Raw genomic sequence first — 21,845 nt, forward strand, 5'->3', positions numbered from 1 at the left:
GCTGAACGCAGTGGGAATCTGGTGTTCCCTGGCGTCATGACACCTGTTGGCGTCTTTTTCTTGTGGTGTCTTTTCACACGTGACGAAAGCGAGCGTGTGACTGGGTTCCGCTTCGGCCCCGGTTCGGTTCCGCTTCGGCTCCGCTTCGGTCCCGGTTCGGTTCCGCTTCGGTTCCGCTTCGGCTTCGGGGGGCGTTTCACATCCCTTACCGGCGCGAGACAAATCTCAATGTAGGGCAGTTCTTGTGCTTTGGCAAAATAAACGAGACGTTTTGTTTCGTATTTGACGAAACATGCTTTCGATACCATGATTACGAGACAATATGTCTCAATATGGTTGAGAAAATAATGAAAACAACACGTTACGCCAATGCAGACGCCAAAGCCTTCTATGACTACATCGTGATCGGGGCGGGTTCCGCCGGTTGCGTACTGGCCAATCGTCTCACCGAAGACCCTTCCATCAAGGTGCTGCTGCTCGAAGCGGGTGGCTCGGACTGGAATCCGTGGATCCATGTGCCGGTCGGGTATTTCAAGACCATGCACAACCCCGCCACCGACTGGTGCTACCTGACCGACCCGGATGCCGGCATCAATGGTCGTCGGCTGCAATGGCCGCGCGGCAAGGTGCTGGGGGGGTCCAGTTCGCTCAATGGCCTGCTGTACATTCGTGGCCAGCGCGAGGACTACGACGACTGGGCCGCCGAGGGCAATCAAGGCTGGGACTATCAGTCGGTCCTGCCATATTTCCGCAAGTCGGAGTGCCAGGCGCGGGGGGCCAACCAGTGGCATGGGGCGGATGGCCCATTGCATGTCTCGGATCTGCGCCTCAAGCGAGAGATCGCCGAGCGCTTCATCCAGGCTGCGGTGGAGGCGGGAATTCCGCTCAACCAGGACGTCAATGGTGAGCGTCAGGAGGGGGTGGGCTATTTCCAGCAGACCACGTATCGGGGCCTGCGCTGCAGCACGGCCAAGGCATTCCTGCGTCCGGCGCTCACGCGCAGCAATCTGACGCTGGTCAAGCATGCTCACTGCCGTCGGGTATTGCTGGAAGGCAAGCGCGCGGTCGGGGTCGAGTACGAGGTGAAGGGCAATGTCTGCTCGGCGCGGGCGGAGCGCGAAGTGGTGCTGTCCAGCGGCGCCATCGGCAGTCCGCAGATCCTGCAGTGCTCCGGCATCGGGGACCCTGAGCATCTGGCCAGTGTCGGGGTGGAATGTCTGCATGCGCTGCCGGGCGTCGGGGAAAACCTGCAGGACCACCTGCAGGTGCGGCTGGTGTTCAAGACCCAGTGCCGCACCCTCAATGATGAAGTGCGCAGCCCGATCAAGAAGCTGGCGGTCGGCACCCAGTACCTCTTCACACGCACCGGCCCGCTGACCCTGGCGGCCAGCCAGGTGTGTGCCTTTACCCAGTCACGCGAGGGGCTGACACGCCCGGATATCCAGTTCCACATGCAGCCGCTGAGTGCCGACAAGCCCGCCGATGGCGTGCACCCGTTCTCGGCGTTCACCTCGTCCGTATGCCAGTTGCGCCCGCACAGCCGTGGCCATGTGCGCATCACCAGCGCGGATGCCAGCGTCTATCCCTCCATCCAGCCCAACTACCTCAGTGCCGAGGAAGATCGCCGCGTGGTGGTGGACGCCATCAAGGTGGCGCGGCGTATCGCCCGGGCGGCACCGCTGGCCGCCGTGATCAGCGAAGAGTACGTGCCCGGCGTGCAGTACGAGAGTGACGAGGAGTTGCTGGAGGCCGCGCGCCAGTTCAGCCAGACCATCTATCACCCGGCGGGGACCTGCAAGATGGGCCACGACCCGCTGGCGGTAGTGGATGACGCGCTGCGAGTGCATGGCCTGCACGGATTGCGGGTGGTCGATGCCTCGATCATGCCGGTGATCGTCTCGGGCAACACCAATGCCCCGACCATCATGATCGCCGAGAAGGCCGCTGACATGATCAAGGCGGCTCAGCGCGAGATGGCGCAGGCGAGCTAGCAGGTACCGGCATCTGTCATCTTCCAGGGCAGGGCTCAGGCCCTGCCATCCTGCTTGCCTTTTCATGGGATATTCGCGTGGCCAATCACGACAGCTCATCACTTCACGACACATCGACACCGCCTACCCGTCTGTTGCGGAATCTGGAAGGGCGCGTGCGCATCATCATGCCGGGCCTGCTGATCTGCATCCTCATCGCGCTGGCGACCACCTTCATCGCCGATCATTACGGCGGCCCGACGCTGCTGTATGCCTTGCTGTTCGGCATGTCGCTGCACTTTCTCTCCGAGGACGGACCCTGCAGGGCGGGGATCGAGTTCGCCTCCAAGACGGTACTGCGCCTCGGCGTGGCGCTATTGGGCGTGCGCATCACGCTGGAGCAGGTCGCAAGTCTCGGTGTTGGCCCGGTGATCACGGTGGTGCTCGGGGTGGTGGCGACCATCGTGTTCGGCGCGCTGCTGGCGCGCGTGATGGGGCTGGACCGTGACATGGGGCTGTTGACCGGTGGCTCGGTGGCCATCTGCGGTGCCTCGGCGGCACTGGCGCTGTCGGCGGTGATGCCGCGCAACGCCACCAGTGAGCGTCACACCATCATGACCGTGGTCGGGGTGACGACCCTCTCGACCGTGGCGATGATCACCTATCCGCTGATCGTCAGACTGCTGGGGCTTGAGGATACCGAGGCCGGCATCTTACTCGGCGGCACCATCCACGACGTGGCCCAGGTGGTGGGGGCGGGCTACATCATTTCCGAGCACACCGGCGATGTCTCCACCTTCGTCAAGCTGCTGCGCGTGGCGATGCTGGTACCGGCGGTGATGGTCTTCATGCTGCTGTTTCGCAGTGCACGCCAGGCCAATGGCGATGAAGGGGGCAAGGTGCCGATGTTCCCCACCTTCCTGATCGCCTTCGTGGCTCTGGTGCTGATCAACAGCCTCGGCTGGGTGCCGAGCGTCGCCGTGGAAGGCTTCACAGACCTCTCACGCTGGTGTCTGGTGGCGGCGATTGCCGCGCTGGGGGTCAAGACGTCGTTTCAGAAGCTGGCGGTGGTGGGCTGGAAGCCGGTGATCCTGATGGTGGTGGAAACCCTCTTCCTGCTGGTGCTGGTGACGCTGTGCATCAAGTTCGGGCTGGCCAGCGTGTGACCTGACGGTATGGGGCGCACGGGGGATGAACGACACGGGCCCTGCCATGATTGGCAGGGCCCGTGTCGCCGATGAGGGAATATCCCGAGGGGGCAGATGTCAGCCCGTGAGCGGCTGATACAGCCAGCCAATCAAGGCGATAAGATGCCTCAATTGCTTATCGGCCCACGAGTCGTATGATCTGCGCTATCGGTACGTGTCTGACGCTGAGCCGTCAGCGCAGCGCGCCGCATCCCCATTCTTCTGGAGTCCGATCATGTCTGAATCCCTCGTGCTGGCCTGTCCGCAATGTCTTGCCCTCAATCGTGTGGCCACCGCGCGTCTGGATGACAATCCCGTCTGCGGCAAGTGCAGCGCCGCCGTGCTGCCCCAGGAGCCGCTGGAACTGACCAGCGCCAACTTCGAGGCACTGGTCACGCGTAGCGAGATGCCGGTGGTGATCGACTTCTGGGCCAGCTGGTGCGGTCCGTGCAAGATGATGGGGCCGATCTTCAATGAGGTCGCGGCGCAGATGGGTACCCGCGTGCGCTTCGCCAAGATCGACACCGAAGCCCAGCAGGCGCTGGCCGGTCGTTTCGGCATTCGCAGCATTCCGACCCTGCTGGTGATGAAGCAGGGCAAGGAGCTCGCGCGTGAATCCGGCGTGATGCAGGCCGGTCAGCTCAAGCAGTGGCTGGCACCGCACGCGGTGTGATGGCAATCTCTCCGCCGCGCTGAAGGCGGGGGCAGGAAGTGGACGGACAACGCCTGACGCGACTATGCGCCAGGCGTTGTCGTATCAGGCCTTGTCGTATCGGGCCTTGTCGTATCAGGCCATTTCGTATCAGTCGGCATAGATCATCTTGCGGGTCATGCCGCCATCGACGACATGATTCTGACCGGTGATGAAGCCGGCCTTTTCCGAGATGAGGAAGGCCACCAGCGCGGCGATGTCATCGACATGGCCGACGCGTCCGACGGGATGCTGGGCGTGGTCTTCGTCACTCAGCGACTCCGCCTCGCCGTCCTTCTGCAGGGGGCTTGCATCGATCCAGCCTGGACTGACCGCATTGACGCGAATCTCCGGCCCCAGGCTCATCGCCATGGCGTGGGTGAGGGCGACGATTCCGCCCTTGCTGGCGGCGTAGGCCTCGGTATCCGGCTCGGATTGCAGGGCGCGGCTGGAGGCCAGATTGACGATGCTGCCGCCGGTCTCGCGCAGATGGTGCGCGGCGTGCTTGGCGGTCAGGAAGCTGCTGGTCAGGCTGGTATCCAGTACCTGATGCCAGCGTTCAAGGGACAGTTCCTCGAGCTTGCCCTGGAAGGGGTCGGCGATCGCGGCGTTGTTGATCACGGCGTCCAAGCGCCCGAAGGCCTGGCAGGTGGCCGCGATGCTGGCGGCGACGGCGTCTTCATTGCGCACATCCACGGCCTCGACGCGCAGGCTGTCCGGCTCGCCGTGGGTCGCGGCGTGACTCGCCAGATACTGCTCGCCCGCCCGGACGTCGATATCCACCACCGCGACTCGCCAGCCATGGGCGAGCAGGTAGTCACTGATGCCGCGTCCGATTCCCTGGGCACCGCCGGTGATATAGGCCACTTTGCGTGTCATCATCGTGAAGTCTCTTGCGTTCTGGGTGGGGAATGTCCTTCATGGTCTCTCGTCCTGCCGGGTCTGCCACGTCGTTTCCGACGTGGCGCCGGCCTTCGACATGGCGACCCTGACCTGTGTCCTGATCGAGAGGATGACAAGCGGGGCATGCGAAAGCATGACGTGACGAGACCTTGCCATCATGCCAGCTACTGGTCGAGTGCCCCGTGGCAGACGCGACGACCTGATGAGACTGGCTGATTCTGTTGGTCTGTCCGCCTTGGCGACTTATCGCTTCGTCTAACAGCTGTCACACTTGGCACTGAAGTATTCGGAACTTCGCATTTACCCCCTCGCGAGTGGTGATCCGTCGTCTGGCCGTGTCAGGGGACGGGAACCCCTGCGCGACAGGATTGCCTGAAAGACGCCATCCCCGAATTTTCAGGAGCGCTGCCCATCACGGGAAATGGGCAGCGACATGAGGAACGAACATGAAGGATCACAGGCAACGCGGACTGATGGTGGGCGTGGCGATGCTGCTGGCGCTGGCGAGCGGCTGTGACGAGCTGGGTGCGCCGCGCCCTGCCAGTGTCACCACGCTGCTCGAGCACTCGGAGGCCTGGCAGGGCGAGCAGGTGGCCGTGCAGGGCAGGATACGCAGTGAGCAGGTGCCGGAGCGCTACTGGCTGGAAGGCGCCGGGCAGCAGCGTATCGAGCTGCATCCCCCCGAACGCATCGGTGCCTATCTCGGGCGCGAAGTCCAGATCAGCGGTCGTTTCGAATTCAAGGTGGGTGGGCAACGGCTGATCGAGATTTCCAACGTCACGCCCCTGGACAAGCCGACTCCCAAGCAGTGAGTGCTCACGGACCCCCGGCGAGAGCGGGTGTCTTGGAGCATCAGCGCATGAAGCCCCGCCAGAGCAGACTCTGGCGGGGCTTCATGGTTCATGGCTCATGGCTCATGGCTCATGACGCTTCTCTGGTGTCACCAGAGGCACTCGAACCGCTCAGGCCTTCTTCACGAACATGGACTTGAGCTTCATCGGGCCGACGCCATCCACCTTGCAGTCGATGTCGTGGTCCCCTTCGATCAGGCGGATGTTCTTGACCTTGGTCCCGACCTTGACCACGGAGGAGGTGCCCTTGATCTTCAGGTCCTTGATCACGGTGACGGTGTCGCCATCCACCAGCTCGTTGCCGTTGGCATCACGATAGACCGGCCCGGTGTCCTCGACGACGGCCTCCTTGGACCACTCGTGGGCACACTCCGGGCAGACGAACTGCATGCCGTCGTCGTAGGTGAATTCGGAATTGCAGGCCGGGCAGTTGGGGAGGGCGCTCATCTCGGTGTCCTGAAGTCTGTCCCGCTTGTGTCGTGCGCCTGCGGGGGGCGCGGCGCTCAAGGCAAGGACATGCGATGGAAAGGCGCGCATCGGGCTCAAGCGGTGCGCGGAAGCCGGCAAGCCTACACCGATTGCGGGCAGATGGCCCGCTGCTGCGGCGCTTGGTCGCAATTCCAGCGGCAACCTTCCCCGCTCGCCATCAGCCGTTCGCCATCAGCCGTTCGCCATCAGAGCCTGGCCGACGCGTGAGCCATTGGGGCGCCCGAGCTTGCGGCTGATCCAGTCGCCGGTCGCGGCCAGGCGTGCCAGATCCACGCCAGTGTCGATGCCCATTCCCTGCAGCAGATAGAGCACATCCTCGGTGGCGACATTGCCCGAGGCCCCCTTGGCATAGGGGCAGCCCCCCAGCCCGGCCACCGAGCTGTCGATCACCGCGATGCCTTCTTCCATCACCGCGTAGAGGTTGGCAAGCGCTTGCCCATAGGTGTCGTGGAAGTGGGCGGCGAGGCGTTCGACCGGCACCTCGCGGCTGACGCGTTCCAGCATCTGCTTGGCCTTGAGCGGGGTGCCGGTGCCGATGGTGTCCCCCAGCGAGACTTCATGACAGCCCATGTCACGCAGCTCACGCGCGACCGCCGCGACCTGCTCAGGGGCGATCTCGCCCTCGTAGGGGCAGCCCAGCACGCAGGACACGTAGCCGCGCACACGCACGCCGGCTGCCGCTGCACGCGCCATCACGGGGGCGAAGCGCTGGAGAGATTCCGCGATCGAGCAGTTGATGTTGCGCTGCGAGAAGGACTCGCTGGCCGCACCGAACACCGCCACCTCACGCACGCCACACTCAAGCGCCGCCTCCAGCCCCTTGAGATTGGGAGTGAGGGCGGAGTATGTGGTCACTCCACGGGTGTCATGCTCGGCCAGTGCCAGCATGATCTCGCGATGGTCCGCCATCTGGGGTACCCAGCGGGGGGAGACGAAACTGGCGGCTTCGACATGGCGCAGGCCCGAGTCGGCAAGGCGCCGGATCAGTTCCAGCTTGGTCGTCGTATCGACATGGGCGGACTCGTTCTGCAGGCCATCACGCGCACCGACCTCGACGATACGTACGCTGTCAGGAAAGTGCATGCTCACTCACTCCTTGGCGTCGTCAGCCGTGAATTCCAGCAGCACGTCACCCTGGGTGACGCTGTCGCCGGCACGGAAGTGGAACTGCGCGACCTGACCATCGGCGGGCGCGTTCATGGTGTGCTCCATCTTCATGGCCTCCATCACCATCAAGGGCGTGCCGGCCGTCACCGCGACGCCAGCCTCGACCAGCTGGGCGACCACGGTGCCATTCATCGGGGCGTTGAGGGTCGCCTGGGTCTCATGCTGCGCGTGGTCGACGGCGTCCGCGCGGCGCCACAGCAGGCGCGACTCGGACGGGAGTGCGTCGCTGCTCTGCGCGCAGGTCAGCACCAGCAGCTCGCCACCACGCGCCGGGGCGTGACTGGCCTGATAGCGACGACGGTGCCCGTCCAGCGTCACGGCGATGGCATTGCCGGCAAGACGCGACAGGTGGCCATCAAGGCGTGTCGTCTGGCGCTTCCCGTGAGAGTGGGTGCTCACTTCCAGCTGCCAGCCCGAGGCAGGCACAGGGGCGTCGTTCACGCTCGCGGGCCCGCCCGAGGCACGCGGGCGGCGGGCGATGACCTGAGCCACCTTGTCGCTGTGTTCCTCGCATTCGGCGTCCCCGGGCAGGCAGAACGCCAACGTCACCTGGTGGGGCGTGCCATTGCGCCAGCCATCACGGCGCTGCCAGGGGCTGACAGGCTGGGTCGGCGCGGACGAGCCAGATGCGTCATCGCTGTCATTGAGGCGTGCCAGGGCCAGCAGGGCACTCGTCGCCAGCGTGCCGGGGTCCAGCTCAGGCGTCGGAAACAGACTGGCGTGGTGACGCTCGATGAAGCGGGTATCCAGATGGGCGGCGCGGAAATCCGGATGCGCCGCCAGTCGCGTCAGGAAGGCACGGTTGGTGGTGACACCACGGATCTCGAGCGCCGCCAGGGCACGCAGCAACGCATCGAGTGCCTGTTCACGGCTCGGGCCGAAGGTGATCAGCTTGGCCAGCATCGGGTCGTAGTGCATCGAGACGTCATCGCCCTCGGCGACGCCGCTGTCCAGACGCACCTTGAGGGTCGTCGTACCGGAGGCCTGTTGCGCGCTCTCGACCTCGGCACCGGCAAGTCCGGCGCCGATGAGATCCAGTCGGAAGCGTTCCAGCAGACCGGTGGCAGGCAGGAAATCGTTGTCGGGGTCCTCGGCATAGAGCCGCGCCTCGAAGCTGTGACCCTTGAGCTCAAGTTCATCCTGCTGGCGGGGCAGTGGCTCGCCACGCGCGATGCGCAGTTGCCATTCGACCAGGTCCTCGCCGGTGATCATCTCGGTGACGGGATGCTCGACCTGCAGACGAGTATTCATCTCCATGAAGTAGAAGGCGCCATGGCTTTCGCTGCCGGGCTGCGGGGCATCGAGGAGGAATTCGATGGTACCGGCGCCGACGTAGCCGATTTCCCGTGCGGCGCGTACCGCGGCCTCGCCCATCTCGCGGCGCAGTGCCGGTGTCAGGCCGGGTGCCGGGGCCTCTTCCAGCACCTTCTGGTGACGACGCTGGACACTGCAATCGCGCTCGAACAGATAGACGCCACTGCCATGACTGTCACAGAACACCTGAACCTCGACGTGGCGCGGCTGGGTCAGATACTTCTCGATCAGCATGCGCTCGTCGCCGAAGGCCGCGCGGGATTCGCGTCGGCAGCTGTCCAGCGCTGCCTGGAATTCCCGAGCCTGCTCGACCACGCGCATGCCCTTGCCGCCACCGCCGGCGCAGGCCTTGATCAAGACCGGGTAGCCCATGCGGTCGGCTTCGGACTGCAGTAGCGCGTCACTCTGGTCATCGCCGTGATAGCCGGGCACCAACGGCACGCTGGCGGCCTGCATGCGCGCCTTGGCGGCCGACTTGTCGCCCATGGCCGCGATGGCACTTTCCGGCGGGCCGACGAAGATCAGTCCGGCCTCGGCCAGGGCGCGCACGAAGCCGGCATTCTCGGACAGGAAACCATAGCCCGGGTGCACGGCATCGGCGCCACATTGGCGGGCTGCCGCGATGACCTTGTCGACATCCAGATAGCTCTCCCTGGCGCTGGCAGGGCCGAGGCGCACGGCTTCGTCGGCTTCCCGCACGTGCAGGGCATTGGCATCGGCATCGGAGTAGACCGCAACGGTCTGGATGCCCATGGCGCGAGCGGTGCGCATCACGCGGACCGCTATCTCACCTCGGTTGGCGATCAGCAGCTTGCGGATCTCACCGCAACCGGTGGGCAGTCGCTGTTCAGTATCGCGATTGACGTTCATGGCAAGATCCCGTGGCGAAGTGGAAAAAGGGGGCGGTCGCAAGGCGCGTCTCAGCAGAAGACCGAGGGTGGCTCAGGACGTTGTCCGCGAGTCGATGAAGGGCGCGTCATGATGATGCGCTGTCGTCGTCGGATGGCGCCCAGGGCGGGCGAGTCCCGGCGAAGAATGCCGCCAGTCCAGCCTGTCCCTGTTCACTGACCCTCAGCTGACTGATCACCTCACAGCAGCGTGTCTGACGCCGGGCGTCGTCGTCGACGACGGCCACCTCGGCGAGCAGGGCCTTGGTGGCGCGGCTGGCCTCGGGCGAGGTCGCCAGCAGCGTGCTCACCATGTCGGCGACGCGCGCCTCCAGCAATTCATCACTGCACACGTCATGCACCAGCCCCAGCTGGTGGGCGGTGTGGGCATCGATGACTTCCGCGGTCAGTGCATAGCGGCGCATCTGGCGCATGCCGATGGCGCGCTGCACGTAGGGGCTGATCACCGCCGGTGCCAGGCCGATGCGCACCTCGGAGAGACAGAAGCGTGCGCGTTCGGCCGCCAGCACGATGTCGCAGCAGGCCGCCAGACCCACGGCGCCGCCGAAGGTGGCCCCCTGCACGCGGCACACGCTGGGACAGGGCAGTTCATCGAGCAGCTGCATCAGGCGGGCAAGCTCCCGGGAATCGGCAAGGTTATCCTCGCGCGAATACTCGACCATGCGCTGCATCCACTTGAGGTCGGCCCCGGCCGAGAAGCTCTTGCCTTCGGAGGCCAGCACCATCACGCGTACCTCGCCCTGACTCGCCAGGGCGTGCAGGTGCGTCAGATGGCCGTTCAGCGCCTTGATCAACCGGTCATCGAAGGCGTTGTGCACCCCGGGGCGCGCCAGGGTCAGAGTGGCGACACCGCGCTTGTCGATCTCGAGTCGGCAGAATTCAGTCATCGTCACCTTGTCCAATCAGTTAGCCAATGGATCATCATTCATCCAGTGAGTCGGCTGTCAGGGCTTCTCACTGGTTGAGCGAATCACATGCGGAAGACACCGAAGCGACTCTCCTCTATCTCGGCATTCATCGCGGCGGCCAGGGACAGGCCGAGAATGTCGCGGGTCTGCAGCGGGTCGATCACGCCATCGTCCCAGAGTCTGGCGCTGGCATAGCAGGGGTGGCCCTGATGCTCGTATTGTTCGCGCACCGGTGCCTTGAAGTCCTCCTGTGCCTGTTGCGGCCAGTCGCGGCCCTCCCGCGCATGCTGCTCATACTTGACCTGGGCCAGCACGTTGGCCGCCTGCTCGCCGCCCATCACCGAGATGCGTGCGTTGGGCCACATGAACAGCAGGTTGGGGTCGTAGGCGCGGCCACACATGCCGTAGTTGCCGGCGCCGAAACTGCCGCCGATCAGCACCGTGAACTTGGGGACCCTGGCACAGGCCACCGCCGTCACCAGCTTGGCACCGTGCTTGGCGATGCCCTCGTGCTCGTAACGTGAGCCGACCATGAAGCCGGTGATGTTCTGCAGGAAGACCAGCGGAATCTTGCGCTGGGCGCACAGCTCGATGAAGTGGGCGCCCTTGACGGCACTTTCCGAGAACAGCACGCCGTTGTTGGCGATGATGCCCACCGGATGGCCGTGCAGGTGAGCGAAGCCGGTCACCAGTGTCTCGCCGTAGTAGCGCTTGAATTCATCGAAGTCCGAATCATCCACCAGCCGACCGATCACTTCGCGCACGTCATAGGGCTTCTTGAGGTCCGTGCCGACGATGCCGTAGAGCTCGTTGGGGTCCAGGCGTGGCGGGCGGGATTCGCGCAGCGCGAGCTGCCCCTTGCGCTGCCAGTTGAGGCGCGAGACGGCTCGCCGTGCCAGTTGCAGGGCGTGGGCGTCATTGTCGGCGAAGTGATCGGCCACGCCGCTGATCTTGCAGTGCACCTCGGCGCCACCGAGTGCCTCGGCGCTGATGTCCTCGCCGGTGGCCGCCTTCACCAGCGGCGGGCCGGCGAGGAAGATGGTGCCTTGCTCGCGCACGATGATGGATTCATCGGCCATCGCCGGAACGTAGGCGCCACCGGCGGTGCATGAGCCCATCACCACGGCGATCTGCGGAATGCCTTCGGCGGAGAGCGTCGCCTGGTTGTAGAAGATGCGGCCGAAGTGATCGCGGTCCGGGAAGACCTCGTCCTGATGGGGCAGATGCGCGCCACCGGAATCCACCAGGTAGAGGCAGGGCAGGCGATGCTTGCGGGCCACTTCCTGGGCACGCAGGTGCTTCTTGACCGTCAGCGGAAAATAGGTGCCGCCCTTGACGGTGGCATCGTTGGCGACGATGACGCATTCCACACCGCTGACGCGGCCGATGCCGGTGACCAGTCCCGCGCCGGGCACCGGGCTGTCATAGACGTCATGCGCCGCCAGCGCCGACAGCTCCAGGAAGGGTGAGCCCTCATCGATGAGGTGGTCGATACGTTCCCGCACGAACAGCTTGCCGCGCGATTCGTGGCGTTCGCGGGCCTTGTCGCCACCACCGGCGGCGACACCGTCCAGCAGCTGGTGCAGGCGCTCGACCTCGGCCTGCATCGCGGCATGATTGGCACGGAACTGGTCGCTACGCGGATTGATCAGGGAGGTCAGAATGGCCATGCGGCAGCTCCATCAGCGAAGGGAAACGGATGGTGTGGGGCGTCATGCGCTTTCATTGAACAGCTCGCGGCCAATCAGCATGCGGCGTATCTCGCTGGTGCCGGCACCGATCTCGTAGAGCTTGGCATCGCGCAGCAGACGGCCGGTGGCGTACTCGTTGATGTAGCCATTGCCGCCCAGCAGCTGGATGGCATCCAGCGCCATCTGGGTGGCCTTCTCGGCGCAATAGAGAATGACGCCGGCGGCGTCCTTGCGCGAGGTCTGGCCGCGATCACAGGCGCCGGCCACGGCGTAGAGATAGGCGCGGCAGGCATTCAGCGTGGTATACATGTCGGCAATCTTGCCCTGTACCAGCTGGAACTCGCCGATCGCCTGGCCGAACTGACGGCGCTCATGCAGATAGGGCACCACGATGTCCATGCAGGCCTGCATGATGCCGATGGGGCCGGCGGCGAGCACGGTGCGCTCGAAGTCCAGCCCACGCATCAGCACCTTCACGCCGCGATTGACCTCGCCGAGCACGTTCTCGGCCGGCACCTGACAGTCCTGGAAGACCAGTTCGCAGGTGTTGGAGCCGCGCATGCCCAGCTTGTCGAGCTTCTGCGCGGTGGAGAAGCCGGGGAAGTCGCGTTCGATGATGAAGGCGGTGATGCCCTTGGAACCGGCGTCCGGGTCGGTCTTGGCATAGACGACCAGCGTGTGGGCATCCGGGCCATTGGTGATCCACATCTTGTTGCCGTTGAGCACGTAGTGGTCACCGCGCTTCTCGGCCTTGAGCTTCATCGAGACCACGTCCGAGCCTGCGCCGGGCTCTGACATCGCCAGGGCACCGACATGCTCACCGCTCATCAGCCTGGGCAGGTAGCGCGCCTTCTGCTCCGCGCTGCCGTTGAGCTTGATCTGGTTGACGCACAGGTTGGAGTGGGCCCCATAGGACAGCGCCACCGAGGCACTGGCCCGCGAGATCTCTTCCATGGCGATGCAGTGCGCCAGATAGCCCATGCCACTGCCGCCATCTTCCTCGGGGACGGTGATGCCCAGCAGGCCCATGTCGCCGAACTTCTGCCACAGGTCATCGGGGAAGGCATTGCTGGCGTCGATCTCCGCGGCGCGTGGTGCGATCTCGTCGCGGGCAAAGGCATTGATCTGCTCACGCAGCAGGGTGTGTGTCTCGTCGAGTCCGAAATCCAGCGGCGTATAGAGGCTGTGCATGAGCGGGCATCCTTTGCAGCGATGAGATGAGAAGCGCTTCGAGCGTCTTGACTGTGCGTGCAGCCACGCGACAGGCGAGGCAGTGTTCATGGCCGGTGCAGGCGGTGGGAGATCCGTCAGTGACAGCCCGCCTGAGGTGGCTCTGGAATCACTCTAGAGCAAAGTTGACGTTAACGTAAAGGTTATCATCATGCGCTTTGACCAAGGTCGCAGGCAGTGTCAGCTGACGTGTGCTGGCTCTTGGGATCGCGCGGGCACTCACGCCGGCACTCACGCCGGCACTCACGCCGGCACTCACGCCGTGACCAGAGTCGCCTGACCTGCGTGTCACTGTTAATCTGAATGGCAGGCAAAAGGCCTGACCGACGGGCAGGCGCCGTCATCGTTGCCCACCTCTCACCTGCAAGAAGGATCTTCTCGATGAGTGATGCTCGCGCCCCGGCGGTTCGCTTTCGCGATCTGCACAAGGGCTTTTCGGGTCAGCGATTGTTCGAAGGCATCGACCTCGAACTGCCGCGTGATCGTATTACCGCGCTGGTCGGTGCCAGTGGCTGCGGGAAGTCCACCTTGCTGCAGCTGATCAACGGGCTGATACGTCCGGACAGCGGCGAGGTACAGGTCTTCGGCAAGGGGGTGGACTATGCCAATCTGCCCGCCATGCGCAGACGCATCGGCTACGCCGTCCAGCAGATCGGCCTGTTTCCGCACCTCAGCGTGCGCGACAACATCGCCATTCTGGCGGACCGCGAAGGTTGGACGGCGGACAGGGTCAAGGCGCGCATCACGCGGCTGTTCCAGATGATGGACCTGGATCTGGCGCTGTTGACGCGTTATCCGCATGAGATTTCCGGCGGGCAGGCGCAGCGGGTCGGCCTGTGTCGCGCGATGATGCTGGAGCCACCGTTGCTGCTGCTCGATGAGGCCTTCTCTGCGGTGGACCCGATCACGCGCATCGAGGTGCATGCCCAGTTCCAGCGCATGCAGCAGGAAGAGCCGCGCAGCGTGGTGATGGTGACCCATGACATGAATGAGGCACTGAGTCTGTCCGACCACATGGTGGTGATGGCACCCGGCGTGGTGCTGCAGGCTGCCAGTCCCGAGACGATCGCCAGGGCGCCAGCGGATGAGCGCGTGGCCCGACTGCTGGAGGCACGCGCATGAAGACGCTGATGACGACTCCCGTCCTGCAACGTTCGCGCCGCGGGCTGTCCGGCGCGCTGATGATCGCCGGCCTGGCGCTGGCGAGTCTGGGGGCCCTGGTGAGCAGCCCGCTTGCCGGCGCGGAAGAGGAAGCCGCGGCATGGCCCGAGGACAAGCCCATCGTGGTGGGCTCCAAGGCGGATCGCGAAGGCCATCTGCTCGGCGAGATCTTCGCCCAGGTACTCGAGGATGCCGGCTTCACTGTCGAGCGTCGCCTCGGGCTGGGGCAGACCATCATCACCTATCAGGGGCTGGCGGAGGGGGAGCTGGATGTCTATCCCGAGTACACCGGCACCCTGGCGCACGCCATCCTCAATCTGGACAGCGTGCCGCCGCTCGACAAGCTCGATGCTCTGAGTCGTGAACGGGGGCTCAGGGTGCTCAAGCCACTGGGCTTCAACAACACCTATGCCGTGAGCATGCGGCGTGAGCAGGCCGAGTCGCTGGGGATCAGGACGATCGGTGATCTGGCGGATCACCCGGAGCTCTCGATCGCGATGTCGCATGAGTTCATCAAGCGCTCGGATGGCTGGCCGGGGCTGGCGGATGCCTACGCGCTGCCGCAGGTGCCCCGTGGCATCGAACACGGCATCGCCTATCAGGCGCTGCGCGAGAGCAAGATCGACGCCACCGATGCCTACTCCACCGAGGGTGACATCCAGCGCTTCGACTTCGTGCTGCTCGACGACGACCAGGGCTATTTCCCCGAGTATCTGGCGGTGCCCTTCGTGAATGCCGCCTTGCCGGAGAAGGCTGTCGCGGCGCTGGATCAGCTGGCGGGCAGTCTCGATGAGGACAGCATGCAGGCGCTGAATGCCGAGGTCTCCACCGAGGAGCAGAGCTTCGCCCAGGTGGCCAGCCGCTTCATTCAGGAGCAGGGCATCACCACCGAGCAACGCGAAGTCAGTGGCGCCAAGTGGGACAAGCTCGGTACCAATCTCATCGAGCATCTGCAGTTGACGCTGTCCGCGCTGCTGCTGGCGTGTCTGGTCGGTCTGCCGCTGTCACTGCTGGTCTACCGCAATCCGAAGGTCTCGCGGGTCGTGCTCTACGTCACCGGCCTGCTGCAGACCATCCCCTCCATCGCGCTGCTGGCGTTGATGATTCCGCTGTTCGGGATCGGGGTGGTGCCGGCGGTGATCGCGCTGTTCGTCTACTCCCTGCTGCCGATCATCCGCGCGGCCATCACCGCACTGCTGACGGTGGACCCGCTGCTGGTCAAGGTGGCGCGCGGGATGGGGCTGACGCGCCGTGAGCAGCTGCGTCACGTCATCCTGCCGCTGGCGACGCCCAATCTGCTGACAGGGATCAAGACCGCCGCCATCATCAACATCGGTACCGCGACCCTGGCGGCCTTCATCGGCGCGGGCGGGCTGGGCGAACCCATCGTCACGGGGCTTTCGCTCAACGACTATGATCTGGTGCTGTACGGCGCGATTCCGGCGGCGCTGCTGGCCATCTGCGCGGAGCTGTTGTTCGAGTTGTTCGAGCGCATGGTGATTCCGGCGCATATGCGCGGGCTCAAGGCGCGTTGACCTGGACGGGGGCCGGAAAAACCCAGACAGGCCCGTCGCGATTGTTGTACACGGTGTGCAGCAATCAAGGAAAGGCGTTGCGCAGGATTATCGTTGGCCACCGATGTGAGTAGAGTGAACGCCATAGTGAAGACTCGCTGACGGGAGTCTTGTGTAGCGAACCTTGAATTGGAGACGTCTCATGCGTATCAAGAATCTGTTCCCGATCGCGCTGGTCGCGGCCACCCTGGCACTCGGCGGTTGTGGTCTGTTCGATCATGGTCATGGCGGCCACGGCGGCGGTCATGGTGGCGGCCAGCAGCACGGCATGATCGACACCGGCTCTCAGGCCTCTCACCTGTCCTGAGTCTGCGTGAGGGCTGATGGCCCCGTGAAAAACCGCCCCCGACGCATGCGTCGGGGGCGGTTTTTTTGTCTTCGCCAGAAGGCAAAAGGCGGCTGACCAAGAGCGCTTGCGAACGCGACGCGCCTGACAGAACGCAAAGCGCCAGAAGGGACGGGAAGAGTCGGCAGGGCTGGAAGAACGGGAAGAGCTGGCAGGCCTAGAGTGCGCGAAGGGCCACGATGGCGGGCGGGCTGCCATCCTCTGGCCAGTCGACCCGTGCCTCGATGGCGTAGACCTCGCGCAGTCGCTCGACGCTCAGTACCTCGCGCGGCGGGCCGCTGGCCGCCAGACGCCCGCGATCCAGCAGCCAGAGCTGGGCGGCATGCCGCGCGGCCAGGCTCAGGTCATGCAGCGCGACGATCACGATGCGCTGACGGTCGCGGGCATCGCGGCCAAGCCAGTCGAGCACCGCCAGCTGGAAGTGCAGGTCCAGGGCGCTGGTGGGTTCATCCAGCATCAGCAGCGCCGGCTCGCGTACCAGCGCCTGGGCGATGGCGACACGCTGGCGCTGTCCGCCGGAAAGCTGCCCGAGTCGTCGGGAGGCCAGCGGGGCCAGCTCCAGTGCGCTGACCAGCGCCTCGCAGTGGTGCAGATTGGCCTGCTCGTCCAGATGGCCGGCCAGGCGTCTCGCCAGCAGCAGCGACTCGAAGACCTCAAGCATCGCGCCGCCTTCACTGAGCTGCGGCAGGTAGCCGATACGTGCCGCGCGCTCGCGTGGCGTGAGGGACGCCAGTGCCTCCCCGTCGAGACACAGCTGACCGCTGGCCGGCAGCAGCCCGGCGATCGTCTGCAACAGGGTCGATTTTCCGGCACCGTTCGGGCCGAGCAGGGCGGTCAGCTCGCCACGGTGTGCGCGCAGCGTGCCCGGCATGTCCAGCACCGGATGCCCCCCGCGCAGGACGCTGAGATCCTGAAGCACGAGCCCCTGGCCATCGAGAGCGCCTTCGTCGCGAGACTGCGCGAGGCGGGCTGGCGCGTCGGATTCGGCGGTGGGCGCGTCATGTCGCTGGTTCATCCGTCGTGTCCTCGGCGCTTGAGCGTCAGGCTGACGAAGAAGGGCAGACCGATCAACGCGGTGATCATGCCCAGTGGTAGCAGCACGCCGGGGATGAGCGAACGGCTGAGGATCGAGGTCAGCGACAGCAGCAGGGCGCCGATCAGCGCCGAGAGGGGCAGCAGGCGCTGTTGCTGTTCACCTACCAGCAGGCGGGCGATGTGGGGCGCGACCAGGCCGATGAAGCCGATGCTGCCGACGAACGAGACGGCGGTGGCGGTCAGAAGCGCCGTGCACATCAGGCCGCTCAGACGCAGGCGGCGCACGTCCACGCCCAGCGCACGGGCCTGGGCTTCCCCCAGGCTCAGGGCGGTCAGCTCGCTGCGTCGACGATGAAAGACCACCGCACACAGCGCGATCACCAGGCTCAACACGGCCAGGCGTGACCAGCTGCTGCGCTCGAGGCTGCCCATCGACCAGAAGATCAGCTGCTGCAATGCCTCGGGCGAGGCGACGAACTGCAGCACGCCCAGCAGGGCATTGAAGAAGAACATCAGCGCGATGCCCAGCAGTACCAGAGTCTGTACGCCGACGCCGGGCAGGCGCTGTGCGCTCCACAGCACCAGCGAGGCCCCCAGCGCGAAGAGGAAGGCATTCAGCGTGACCCCAAGCCCCGCGCCTGCGAGGCTCTGCCATGAGGGCAGCACCAGTTGCACGAGGTCGAGATGCAGGATCAGGCCAAGCCCGGCACCGACGCTGGCCGCCGCCGAGACTCCCAGCGTGAAGGGGTCGGCCAGCGGGTTGTGCAGCAGGGTCTGCATCTGGGCACCGGCCATGGCCAGGGAGGCGCCGACGGTCACCGCCATCAGCGCGATGGGCAGGCGCAGTTGCCAGAGGATGGCGTGGGCGAGCGGATCGTTCGCTTCGCTCTGCCACAGTGCGGGCAGCAGACGTGCCAGGGGCAGCTCGCCACTGCCCTGGCTGATATCCAGCAGGCAGGCGGCCAGGACCGCGAGGCCACTGGTCCAGAGCCACAGGGCACCATGGCGCTTTCGACGGCGCCAGTCGGCGATGGGTGAGGTGACGGGAGAAGTCAGGGAGTCGGGCACGGTGAGGTCCGGCGGTGGCGTGTCAGTGTGAAGCACGGGCGGCAGCCTGAAGCGCTTGCGTGTCACAAGCCTAGCGACTTGGCGTGGGAAGGAGAAGCCACGAAAAAGACCTCCCCGAAGGGAGGTCTGGAAGAGGACGACGTCCCGGGAGGGGATCTGTCTGCCGTGACAGTGCGTCGGGGACGTGGAGGGCCGGATCAGCCGTTCATGGCCTGGGGCAGATAGAGCACGATTTCCGGGAAGAGGTGCATCAGCACGATGGAGAAGATCATCAACAGGAAGAACGGCAGCGTCGCCTTGGTGATGGTGATGATGTCCTTGCCGGTCAGGCTCTGGATCACGAACAGGTTGAAGCCCACCGGCGGGGTGATCTGCGACATCTCGACCACGATGATCAGGTAGATACCGAACCAGATCAGGTCGAAACCGGCGGCTTCGATGACCGGCATGATGATGGAGGTCACCAGCAGGATCAGCGAGATGCCATCCAGGAAGCAGCCCAGAATCAGCAGAAACAGCGTCAGCACCACCAGCAGCATGGTCGGCGACAGCCCCAGGGTGGCGATGCCTTCGGCCAGCTGCATCGGAATCTGGGTGAAGCTCATCGCGGAGGACAGGAAGGAGGCACCGGCGATGATGAAGGCGATCATGCATGAGGTGCGCAGCGCCGCGAACAGCGATTCCTTGAAGGTGGCGGCGCTCATGTGGCCATTGAGTCGCGCGATGATCAGCGACAGCACCACGCCGACCGCCGCCGCTTCCGTCGGTGACGCCAGGCCACCGTAGATGCTGCCGAGGATGCCGCCGATGAGTGCCAGCAGCGGAATCAACTGGGCGCTGTTGCGCAGCTTGGCCATGAAGCTCATGTGCGGCTCATCATGGCCGGCGCGACCCTGCGGCTCGCCGACGACCTTCGACCAGATCGCCAGATAGCCCATGAACAGGGCCAGCAGCAGCATGCCCGGCAGGACACCGGCGATGAACAGGCGCGAGATGGACTGCTCGGTGACCACGCCGTAGACGATCATCATGATTGACGGCGGAATCAGCAGACCGAGGGTCGAGGCGCTGGCGAGGGTACCGATGGCCAGGTTGCTGTCGTAGCCGCGTCGCTCAAGCTCCGGCAGGGTCATCTTGCCGACGGTGGCACAGGTGGCGGCGGAGGAGCCGCACACGGCGGCGAACAGACCGCTACCGATGATGTTGGAGTGCAGCAGGCGGCCCGGCAGGCGATTGAGCCACGGTGCCAGCGCGCGGAACATGTTGTCGGCGAGTCCGGAGCGGAACAGGATCTCGCCCATCCACACGAACATGGGCAGGGCGGTCAGGTCCCAGCCGTAGCTGGCACCCCAGAAGTCCGAGGCCAGGATCGGGCCGGTCTCGAAGGTGGAGAAGAAGGTCAGCACGATCCAGCCGGTGCCGATCAGTGAGAAGGCGACCCACACGCCGCCGCCGAGCAGCAAGGCGAGGGCCAGCAGAGTGACGAGGATGAGTGTCAGCATGTCATTCGGCTCCGTCTTCGGGCTCGGGCGCCACGTAGCGTGAAGGCGCGGTGAAGGCGGTGCGCAGCGTGGCGATCAGTGTCTCGAGAATCGCCAGGCACAGAAGGCCGGTACCGGCGACCAGCACGCTCTGCGGAATCCACAGCGGCAGGGCCAGCAGGCCGGAGGAAATGTCGTGGTACTCGAGGCTCTCGCCGACCAGCAGTACCAGTTCATGGGTGATCAATACGCTCAGGCTCAGTGCGATCAGCAGCGCCAGGCTCTCGACCCACACACGCACGGCGGGCGGCAGGCGATTGATGACCAGCGTCACGCGGATGTGCGCGTGGTGCGTGAAGGTATAGGCGAGGCTCAGGAAGGTGGCGCCGACCAGCAGGAAGGCGGCCATTTCCGAGACGCCGGAGATCTCGAAGCCGAGACGTTCGGCACCGAACATCACCAGGATGGCGTCGATCAGGCGCAGGAAGACCTGCAGGCTGACCAGGGTGCAGATCAGCAGCATGCAAGCTGCCGCACCCCACGCGCCGAGGCGATAGAGTCTGTCGAGGAAGTAGGTCATGACATGCACTCACAGGGAAGGTGAGGGTGGCCACGCGATGCCGTGTCGGGGAGACCCGTGTCGCGTCTGCCAGCGGGCAGAGGCGGACAGGGGAGCGACGTGATCATCGCGTGGCGGGGTGACGATACCGGCCAGGTGCCGAGCGTTCAGATGATGGGACGAACGCTCGGCGCTGGCAGGCGGGGCTCAGGCATCGAGATCGGCGCGATAACGCTCGAGCAGCTGCTGGCCTTCATTGCCGGCGCGTGATTTCCAGTCCTGGAACAGCTTGTCACCCGCGGCCTTGAGGTCTTCGGACAGCTTCTCGTCCGGCTCGGTGATGGTGAAGCCATTCTCGGTCAGCACCTTGGCGCTCTCGTCGGCATCGGCCTTGCTGGCTTCCCAGCCGCGGGTCTCGGCGGCCTTGGCGGCGTCCAGCACGGCCTGCTGGGTGCTCTCGTCGAGGCGATCGAAGGCGCGCTTGTTGACGAAGACGATGTTCTTCGGCAACCACAGCTTGGCGTCGTTGTAGTGCTTGACGTAATCCCAGGCCGACATGGACTTGCCGGTGGAGCTGGAGGTGATCATCGCGTCGACACGGCCGGTGCTGAAGGCGGTGGGGATGTCGGCTTCTTCGGTCTCGGTGGGCTTGCCGCCGACGTTCTCGACGAAGCGCTGGGTGTTGATGTTGGGCGCGCGGATGCGCAGGCCCTTGAGCTGGGAGACGTCGGTCAGGTCGAAATCGGTGTAGATGCCCTGGGCCGGCCAGGCGACCGCGTACAGCGGCATCAGGCCTTCCTTGGCGAACAGTGCGGTGATGTCCGGCTTGGAGGCCTGCCACAGAGCGAAGGCTTCCTCGTAGCTGGAGGCGACGCCCGGCAGGGTGTCCAGCTCGTAGACCGGCGATTCGTTGGACAGGATCGACAGGAAGATCTCGCCGGCCTGGACGGTGCCGCGACGCACGGACGGCTTGATCTCGCCGTGGGAGATCAGCGAACCGCCGCTGTGCACGGTGATGCTCAGCTCGCCATCGGTGGCCGCGGTGACCTCCTCGGCGAACTGCTTGGTGTTCTTGGTGTGGAAGCTGGCATCGCCATACGGAGTGGCGAGGTTCCACTGTGCCGCGAGGGCCGAGCCACTGAAGGCCAGGGCACCGGCGGCTGCCAGTCCGATGAGGGTACTGGAGGTGGCAGATTTGCGGGTGAGGGAGTCGCTGGGCTTACGCATGTCTAGTTCCTCATTATTATTGAATGTTGTCGGCAGACGATTTCATTCTTCAAGTGACAGGCCATCCCGTCCAATCGTTAATTCT

19 protein-coding genes are annotated in these 21,845 nt (G+C 64.9%); 7 read left to right on the forward strand and 12 right to left on the reverse strand.

Annotated elements, in window-relative coordinates; translation table 11 throughout:
* The first annotated feature begins 347 nt into the window (after window positions 1-347).
* From PJK54_RS02950 to trxC, 3 genes are all read left to right on the forward strand, one after another.
* Window positions 348-1,991: a GMC family oxidoreductase gene (locus PJK54_RS02950; RefSeq protein WP_077374875.1), complete on the forward strand. Its 1,644-nt coding sequence runs from the start codon at window positions 348-350 to the stop codon at window positions 1,989-1,991.
* A 155-nt stretch (window positions 1,992-2,146) separates the two neighbouring features.
* Window positions 2,147-3,136 carry a YeiH family protein gene (locus PJK54_RS02955; RefSeq protein WP_271302210.1) on the forward strand — a complete coding sequence of 330 codons (990 nt, stop codon included), beginning with the start codon at window positions 2,147-2,149 and terminating at the stop codon, window positions 3,134-3,136.
* Window positions 3,137-3,392: 256 nt separating this feature from the next.
* Window positions 3,393-3,830, forward strand: coding sequence for a thioredoxin TrxC (gene trxC / locus PJK54_RS02960; RefSeq protein WP_077374872.1), 438 nt, complete (start codon window positions 3,393-3,395; stop codon window positions 3,828-3,830).
* A gap of 129 nt (window positions 3,831-3,959) precedes the next feature.
* Here the strand turns inward: trxC and PJK54_RS02965 are convergent, their stop codons facing one another.
* Window positions 3,960-4,730: an SDR family oxidoreductase gene (locus PJK54_RS02965; protein ID WP_271302211.1), complete on the reverse strand. Its 771-nt coding sequence runs from the start codon at window positions 4,728-4,730 to the stop codon at window positions 3,960-3,962.
* Between the two features lie 467 nt (window positions 4,731-5,197).
* On the opposite strand from PJK54_RS02965, the gene PJK54_RS02970 reads away from it, so the two are divergent.
* Entirely contained in the window at window positions 5,198-5,563 is a 366-nt protein-coding gene (locus PJK54_RS02970) for a hypothetical protein (RefSeq protein ID WP_077374866.1), read from the forward strand.
* Window positions 5,564-5,713: 150 nt separating this feature from the next.
* On the opposite strand, the gene PJK54_RS02975 is transcribed toward PJK54_RS02970, so the two are convergent.
* The 6 genes from PJK54_RS02975 to PJK54_RS03000 all read right to left on the reverse strand — a co-directional run bounded on the left by PJK54_RS02975 (window position 5,714) and on the right by PJK54_RS03000 (window position 13,270).
* Window positions 5,714-6,049 carry a zinc ribbon domain-containing protein YjdM gene (locus tag PJK54_RS02975; protein WP_077374863.1) on the reverse strand — a complete coding sequence of 112 codons (336 nt, stop codon included), beginning with the start codon at window positions 6,047-6,049 and terminating at the stop codon, window positions 5,714-5,716.
* Between the two features lie 213 nt (window positions 6,050-6,262).
* Entirely contained in the window at window positions 6,263-7,174 is a 912-nt protein-coding gene (locus PJK54_RS02980) for a hydroxymethylglutaryl-CoA lyase (protein ID WP_271302212.1), read from the reverse strand.
* Window positions 7,175-7,180: 6 nt separating this feature from the next.
* On the reverse strand, window positions 7,181-9,442 hold the full coding sequence (locus PJK54_RS02985; protein ID WP_271302213.1) for an acetyl/propionyl/methylcrotonyl-CoA carboxylase subunit alpha: 2,262 nt from the start codon (window positions 9,440-9,442) through the stop codon (window positions 7,181-7,183).
* Between the two features lie 106 nt (window positions 9,443-9,548).
* Window positions 9,549-10,367, reverse strand: coding sequence for an enoyl-CoA hydratase-related protein (locus PJK54_RS02990; RefSeq protein WP_271302214.1), 819 nt, complete (start codon window positions 10,365-10,367; stop codon window positions 9,549-9,551).
* 83 nt (window positions 10,368-10,450) lie between these two features.
* Window positions 10,451-12,058, reverse strand: coding sequence for a carboxyl transferase domain-containing protein (locus PJK54_RS02995; protein ID WP_191237512.1), 1,608 nt, complete (start codon window positions 12,056-12,058; stop codon window positions 10,451-10,453).
* 42 nt (window positions 12,059-12,100) lie between these two features.
* Window positions 12,101-13,270 carry an isovaleryl-CoA dehydrogenase gene (locus PJK54_RS03000; protein WP_077374848.1) on the reverse strand — a complete coding sequence of 390 codons (1,170 nt, stop codon included), beginning with the start codon at window positions 13,268-13,270 and terminating at the stop codon, window positions 12,101-12,103.
* A gap of 420 nt (window positions 13,271-13,690) precedes the next feature.
* Between PJK54_RS03000 and PJK54_RS03005 the strand changes: the two genes are divergently transcribed.
* The 3 genes from PJK54_RS03005 (at window position 13,691) to PJK54_RS03015 (ending at window position 16,351) form a co-directional block, all read left to right on the forward strand.
* Window positions 13,691-14,431, forward strand: a complete 741-nt coding sequence (locus PJK54_RS03005) for an ATP-binding cassette domain-containing protein (RefSeq protein WP_077374845.1) — start codon at window positions 13,691-13,693, stop codon at window positions 14,429-14,431.
* Window positions 14,428-16,005, forward strand: a complete 1,578-nt coding sequence (locus PJK54_RS03010; RefSeq protein WP_271302215.1) for a glycine betaine ABC transporter substrate-binding protein — start codon at window positions 14,428-14,430, stop codon at window positions 16,003-16,005. Before PJK54_RS03005 ends, PJK54_RS03010 begins: the two co-directional genes overlap by 4 nt.
* Window positions 16,006-16,186: 181 nt before the next feature.
* Entirely contained in the window at window positions 16,187-16,351 is a 165-nt protein-coding gene (locus PJK54_RS03015; RefSeq protein ID WP_167592973.1) for a hypothetical protein, read from the forward strand.
* A 196-nt stretch (window positions 16,352-16,547) separates the two neighbouring features.
* On the opposite strand, the gene PJK54_RS03020 is transcribed toward PJK54_RS03015, so the two are convergent.
* The 5 genes from PJK54_RS03020 to PJK54_RS03040 form a co-directional block, all read right to left on the reverse strand.
* Window positions 16,548-17,405, reverse strand: a complete 858-nt coding sequence (locus tag PJK54_RS03020; RefSeq protein WP_271302216.1) for an ABC transporter ATP-binding protein — start codon at window positions 17,403-17,405, stop codon at window positions 16,548-16,550.
* Window positions 17,402-18,493 (reverse strand): FecCD family ABC transporter permease, encoded by a 1,092-nt coding sequence (locus tag PJK54_RS03025; RefSeq protein WP_170877390.1) that lies wholly within the window; start codon window positions 18,491-18,493, stop codon window positions 17,402-17,404. The genes PJK54_RS03020 and PJK54_RS03025 overlap by 4 nt, the downstream gene beginning before the upstream one ends.
* A gap of 197 nt (window positions 18,494-18,690) precedes the next feature.
* On the reverse strand, window positions 18,691-19,995 hold the full coding sequence (locus PJK54_RS03030) for a TRAP transporter large permease (RefSeq protein WP_271302217.1): 1,305 nt from the start codon (window positions 19,993-19,995) through the stop codon (window positions 18,691-18,693).
* A 1-nt stretch (window position 19,996) separates the two neighbouring features.
* Window positions 19,997-20,554, reverse strand: a complete 558-nt coding sequence (locus PJK54_RS03035; protein ID WP_077374836.1) for a TRAP transporter small permease — start codon at window positions 20,552-20,554, stop codon at window positions 19,997-19,999.
* Window positions 20,555-20,740: 186 nt separating this feature from the next.
* Window positions 20,741-21,760: a TRAP transporter substrate-binding protein gene (locus PJK54_RS03040; protein ID WP_271302218.1), complete on the reverse strand. Its 1,020-nt coding sequence runs from the start codon at window positions 21,758-21,760 to the stop codon at window positions 20,741-20,743.
* Window positions 21,761-21,845 lie beyond the last annotated feature (85 nt).

The organism is Cobetia sp. MMG027 (assembly GCF_027947415.1).
Classification (GTDB): domain Bacteria; phylum Pseudomonadota; class Gammaproteobacteria; order Pseudomonadales; family Halomonadaceae; genus Cobetia; species Cobetia marina.